Raw genomic sequence first — 5,508 nt, forward strand, 5'->3', positions numbered from 1 at the left:
CCCGCCTGAGCTGATGCAGCGTCCCGCGGGCCAGCCGGTAGCCGATTGTCAGCGGGTTCACCGGCGGTTTCATCTCGTAGTTCCGCCGCGACGGCGCCGGCAACTCGTCGGAGGACGCCAGCACCACCGCATCCGGGTACTGCTTGCGCATCCGATGTACTTCTGGCAGAGCGGATTCCAGTATCGAGAAGATGTGCTCAGGGCCGGCGAGGAAGTCGTCGATCGCACGGTTCTGAATGGCCACCGTCGAATACTCAAGGCAGGAAAGGTGTTTGAGGGTTGCCTTGAGGTGGCTGCGCACCAGGCCGGAAACTTGTGTTTTTGGGCCGTCCCAGTGCATGGCCGCGACCACCAGCCGGTTGCGCAGGTGGAAGTAGGCCTGCCAGTCGATGGCGTCGTCCTTGTCGCTCCACGCCATGTGCCAGATCGCCGCGCCGGGCAGTGTGACCGTGGGGTAGCCGTGCTCCGCGGCGCGCAGGCCGTATTCGGCGTCGTCCCACTTGATGAACAGCGGCAGCGGCTGTCCCAGCTCCTCGGCGACCTGGCGTGGGATCATGCACGTCCACCAGCCGTTGAAGTCGACGTCGATACGCCGGTGCAGCAGCTTGCTGCGCGAATTGTCGTCGTTGAGCGGGTATTCGGCGAAGTTGTGGTCGTACTCCGCGTGTGCGGCGGCGGTCCACATGAAGTTCGACGGGTTGACGACCTCGCCCATGATGTGCAGGTGCGACGGCTCCTGCAGATTGAGCATCTGACCGCCGATCAGCATCGGCGTCTTGGCGAAGCGGTGCAAGGCCAGCACCCGCAGGATCGAGTCGGGCTCGATGCGGATGTCGTCGTCCATGAACAGAATCTGTTGGCAATCAGTGTTTTTCAGCGCCTCGTACATGACACGGCTGTAACCGCCGGAGCCACCGAGGTTGGGCTGGTCGTGGATGGAGAGCCGGTTGCCCAGCCGCGCGGCCGCGGCCGGGAAGTCCGGATGGTCGCGCACCTTGCGGACACCTTGATCGGGCACGATCACCGCACCAATCACCTGGTCCACCAAGGGATCTGCGGTGAGGGCGGCCAATGCGTTGGCGCAGTCGGCCGGGCGGTTGAAGGTCGGGATGCCGACGGCGATGTTGGCCGTGCCGGGGGCGGGCTCGGCCGCATACCAACCGCCGCTGATCAATGTGACCTTGCTGTCGGTGGTGATGTCGAACCAGATCCACCCGCCGTCCTCGAACGGTTTGAGCGGCACCTCGATCTCGAGCACCTGCGGCTCGTCCTCGGTGGCGGCGAATTGGTGGCCCTCGATGAAGATTCGCGCACCGGTGGCCTTGGTGCGGTAGAGGTCGACGCGGCCGGCGCCCGTCACCTCGACCCGCAGCACCACCGATTGGCAGATCGACCACCGGCGCCAATAGCTGGCGGGAAAGGCGTTGAAATAGGTCGCGAACGACACCTCGGACTCCGCACCGATCTGCAGTGAGGTGCGGCTCGTCGCGTGCGCGCGCCGGGCGTTCGTGGACGACTCCTCGAGGTACAGCTTGCGCACGTCGAGCGGTTCGCCCGGGCGCGGCAAGATGATTCGGGACAGCAAGCTCACGGCGCTCATTGGTGCCACTCTCCCCCTAGCGCTTCGCGGCTGGGTGGTGCCCCCACCTCATCGCTTCGCTCTGCATCGTCGCTGGCACGACTCATGCTCGCGCACCCTCCTCTTCGGCTAGTGGGGCACCGTCGCGCAGGTGTGGTGCAAGCGTGTTGTCGTACATGTTCAGTGCGCTGGCAATGGCCATATGCATATCCAGATATTGGTAGGTGCCCAGCCGACCGCCGAAAAGTACCTTCGAAGAAGCGGTCTCGGACTTCGCCCTCGTGCGATAGGCGGCCAACAGGGCGCGGTCGGCCTCGGTGTTGATCGGATAGTAGGGCTCGTCGTCATCCTCGGCGAACCGCGAGTACTCCCGCATGATTACCGTCTTGTCGGTCGGGTAGTCGCGCTCGACGTGGAAGTGACGGAACTCATGAATCCGGGTGTAGGGCACGTCGGGATCGTTGTAGTTCATCACCGGTGTGCCCTGAAAATCGCCGATCGGTAGGACTTCGACTTCGAAGTCCAGTGTGCGCCAGCCCAGCCGGCCTTCGGCGTAGTCGAAGTAACGGTCCAGTGGGCCGGTGTAGACGACCGGGGCATCGGGACTGTCCGCCCGCAGCTGGTCGCGGACGTCGAACCAGTCGGTGCCCAGCCTGACCTCGATGCGGTCGTCGGCGGCCATGTTCTGCAGCCACGCCGTGTAGCCGCCCGCGGGCAGGCCCTCGTAGGTGTCGTTGAAGTACCGGTTGTCGAAGGTGTAGCGCACCGGCAGCCGGTTGATGACGGCGGCCGGCAGCTCGACGGGATCGGTCTGCCACTGCTTGGCGGTGTACCCCTTGACGAACGCCTCGTAGAGGGGCCGGCCGATCAGCGAGATGGCCTTCTCTTCGAGGTTCTTCGCGTCCTCGGTGTTGATCTCGGCGGCTTGCTCGGCAATGAGTTTCCGCGCGTCCTCGGGCGTGAAGTACTTGCCGAAGAACTGCGAGACCAGGCCCAGTCCCATCGGGAACTGGTAAGCCTGTCCGTTGTGCATCGCGTACACGCGGTGCTGGTAGTTGGTGAAATCGGTGAACTGGCGCACGTAGTCCCAGACCCTCTTGTTGGAGGTGTGGAACAGGTGGGCGCCGTACTTGTGTACCTCGATGCCGGTCTGCGGTTCAGCTTCTGAATAGGCGTTGCCACCGATGTGTGGCCGGCGGTCCACGACGAGCACGCGCTTCCCGAGCTGGGTAGCCACGCGCTCGGCAATGGTCAGGCCGAAGAATCCGGAGCCGACGACGAGGAGGTCGAAACGAGCGGTCATCGGTTGCTTAGGGTATCCGACGCCGTGGGCCTAACCCATTTGGCGAGCCTGGGAAGTCTTCAGTTCATCCGATGAACAGCGGCCCCTGATGCCTCAAATCCGCGGTTACAGCCCGGGTGGCAATTACCTCACGATTCAATATCACCACTCTAGTAACACGAATCCCACTCGTACCATCAACTCTGTGTGTTCATCCCAGCTACGACGGGTCGAGCGCGCCGACAAAACAGATAGTCGAGATTGAGGAGACTTCCGTGCCGAACCGACGCCGACGCAAGCTTTCGACAGCCATGAGCGCGGTCGCCGCCCTGGCAGTGGCGAGTCCTTGCGCCTATTTTCTGGTCTACGAATCGACAGCCGGCGACAAGCCGCCCGAGCACCACGAGTTCAAGCAGGCCGCGATGATGAGCGACCTGCCCGGTGAGCTGATGGGCGCCCTGTCGCAGGGGTTGTCGCAGTTCGGGATCAACCTGCCCCCGGTGCCCGCCCTGAGCGGTGGCGCCGCCAGCACGCCCGGCCTGGCCAGCCCCGGACTGGGTAGCCCCGGCCTGGGTGCCTTGGGTGGTACCTCCACCCCCGGCCTGGGTGCCCTGGGTGGTACCTCCACCCCCGGCCTGGCAAGCCCGGGCTTGACGAGCCCCGGGTTGACCAGTCCCGGCTTGACCAGCCCTGGTCTGGCGAGCCCTGGCCTGTCCCCGACGACGCCCGGGCTGACCTCACCCGGCGCGTTGCCGACCACTCCGGGGGCTGGGATTGCGACCCCGGGCGCGGGGCTCAACCCCGCTCTTTCCAACCCCGGGCTGACCAGCCCGGCCGGAGTCACTCCCGGCCTGGCCAGTCCGACCGAGATGCCGATCGACTCCCAGAGCGCGTTGGACCCGGGCGCGGGCGGCACCTACCCGATCCTTGGTGACCCGTCGACCTTCGGTAGCGGTTCACCGATCGGCGGCGGTGGCGGCGGCGGCCTCGGGGCCGGCCAGGGCTCCGGTGGTGGCGGCGGCCTGGTCAACGACGTGATGCAGGCGGCCAACCAGTTGGGCGCCGGTCAGGCCATCGACCTGCTCAAGGGCTTGGTCATGCCGGCCATCACGCAGGGCATGCACGGCGGCGCGGGTGCGGCCGGTGCCTTGCCGGGAGCGGCGGGTGCCCTGCCGGGTGCGGCCGGTGCCCTGCCGGGCGCTCTGCCGGGTGCGGCTGCGGCGCTACCGGGTGCGGCGGGTGCCTTGCCGGGCGTCGCCGGCGCCCTGCCTGGTGCTGCCGGCGCGCTGCCGGGTGCTGCCGGCGCGCTGCCGGCGCTGCCCCCGGTCTAACGAACGGGCGAGTAGTAAAGACGGCACCGCAGAGCCTCAACACTCTGCGGTGCCGTCTCCTATTTATCGCCGCTTCAACTCGTGTCGTCCCACAGATAACTTTAGAATCACACGTAACATCGACTCGTGTCCCGGAGTCGTGCCCCGACGATGCTGCTCACCGCGATTGCGGCGACCGTTGTCATCGTCTCCTGGGTCGCGGACACCGCGCGCGATCGCGGCACCCCCAGCGCCGTGCGACCGCACGACACCCAACTCACCCAGCAGGCGCTGATCGGGCTCACCGGCGGAGTCACGGTGCGCGAGATCACCCAGCCCGCGCCGTTCTCACTGGTCGCACTCACCGGCGACCTGGCAGGCACCTCCACCCGGGTGCGCGCCAAACGCCCCGACGGTTCCTGGGGACCCTGGTATCAGACTGAGTACGAGACCGCGGCGCCCGACCCGAAGGACCAAGTGGGCGACGACATGGCCGCCCCGGGCCAATCGGCCGGACTCCTCGAAGGCCCTCGCGGCACGGATCCGGTGTTCGTCGGCACCACCACCACGGTCCAGATCGCGGTCACCCGCCCGATCGACGCGCCCGCCACCGTGGGGCTCCCGGCACCCGCGAGCGAGCCTCCGGACAAGAACGGGCTGGGCTACAAGCCGGCGTCCAAGGAACAACCCTTCGGACAGAACATCAACGCCGTCCTCATCTCCCCACCGCAAGCGCCGGCACACCGGCAGTGGACGCCACCGTCGGGCGTCCTGATGCCCGGCCAAGCCCCCGCCATCATCAGCCGGGCCGAATGGGGCGCCGACGAATCGCTTCGATGCGGTAGCCCCCAGTACGACAACGGAGTTCGCGCTGCGGTAGTCCACCACACCGCGGGCAGCAACGACTACTCCCCGCTGGAATCGGCGGGCATCGTCAAAGCGATCTACACCTACCACGCCAAAACGCTGGGCTGGTGCGACATCGCCTACAACGCGCTGGTCGACAAATACGGCCAGGTGTTCGAGGGCAGCGCCGGCGGCATGAGCAAGGCGGTGCAGGGCACCCACACCGGCGGATTCAACCGCAACACCTGGGGTGTGGCGATGATCGGCAACTTCAACGACGTGCCGCCGACCCCCATCCAGCTGAAAACCGTTGGGCGGCTGCTCGGCTGGCGGCTGGGCCTGGACGGCGTCGACCCCAAAGGCATCGTTCAACTGGAATCTGCCGGCAGCCACTACACCACCTACCCGGCCGGCTCGATCGCGACGTTGCCGACCATCTTCACCCACCGCGACGTCGGGAACACCGACTGCCCGGGCAACGCCGCCTACGC

Annotated in this window: 4 protein-coding genes; 2 read left to right on the top strand and 2 right to left on the bottom strand. The window is 66.5% G+C overall.

Going from position 1 to position 5,508, the window contains the following annotated elements:
- Together JOZ00_RS23395 and glf are read right to left on the bottom strand one after the other, a co-directional pair.
- Window positions 1-1,600: glycosyltransferase (locus JOZ00_RS23395; RefSeq protein ID WP_293348780.1), on the bottom strand; the 1,600-nt coding region annotated here is incomplete at its 3' end.
- Between the two features lie 82 nt (window positions 1,601-1,682).
- Window positions 1,683-2,882 carry a UDP-galactopyranose mutase gene (gene glf, locus JOZ00_RS23400; protein ID WP_293348783.1) on the bottom strand — a complete coding sequence of 400 codons (1,200 nt, stop codon included), beginning with the start codon at window positions 2,880-2,882 and terminating at the stop codon, window positions 1,683-1,685.
- A 254-nt stretch (window positions 2,883-3,136) separates the two neighbouring features.
- On the opposite strand from glf, the gene JOZ00_RS23405 reads away from it, so the two are divergent.
- Both JOZ00_RS23405 and JOZ00_RS23410 read left to right on the top strand, forming a co-directional pair.
- Complete coding sequence (locus JOZ00_RS23405; RefSeq protein ID WP_293348786.1) at window positions 3,137-4,192, top strand: PirG; 1,056 nt, start codon at window positions 3,137-3,139, stop codon at window positions 4,190-4,192.
- A gap of 126 nt (window positions 4,193-4,318) precedes the next feature.
- On the top strand, window positions 4,319-5,508 hold a 1,190-nt coding region (locus tag JOZ00_RS23410; protein ID WP_293348789.1), incomplete at its 3' end, for an N-acetylmuramoyl-L-alanine amidase.

The organism is Mycobacterium sp. (assembly GCF_019243155.1).
Taxonomy (GTDB): domain Bacteria; phylum Actinomycetota; class Actinomycetes; order Mycobacteriales; family Mycobacteriaceae; genus Mycobacterium.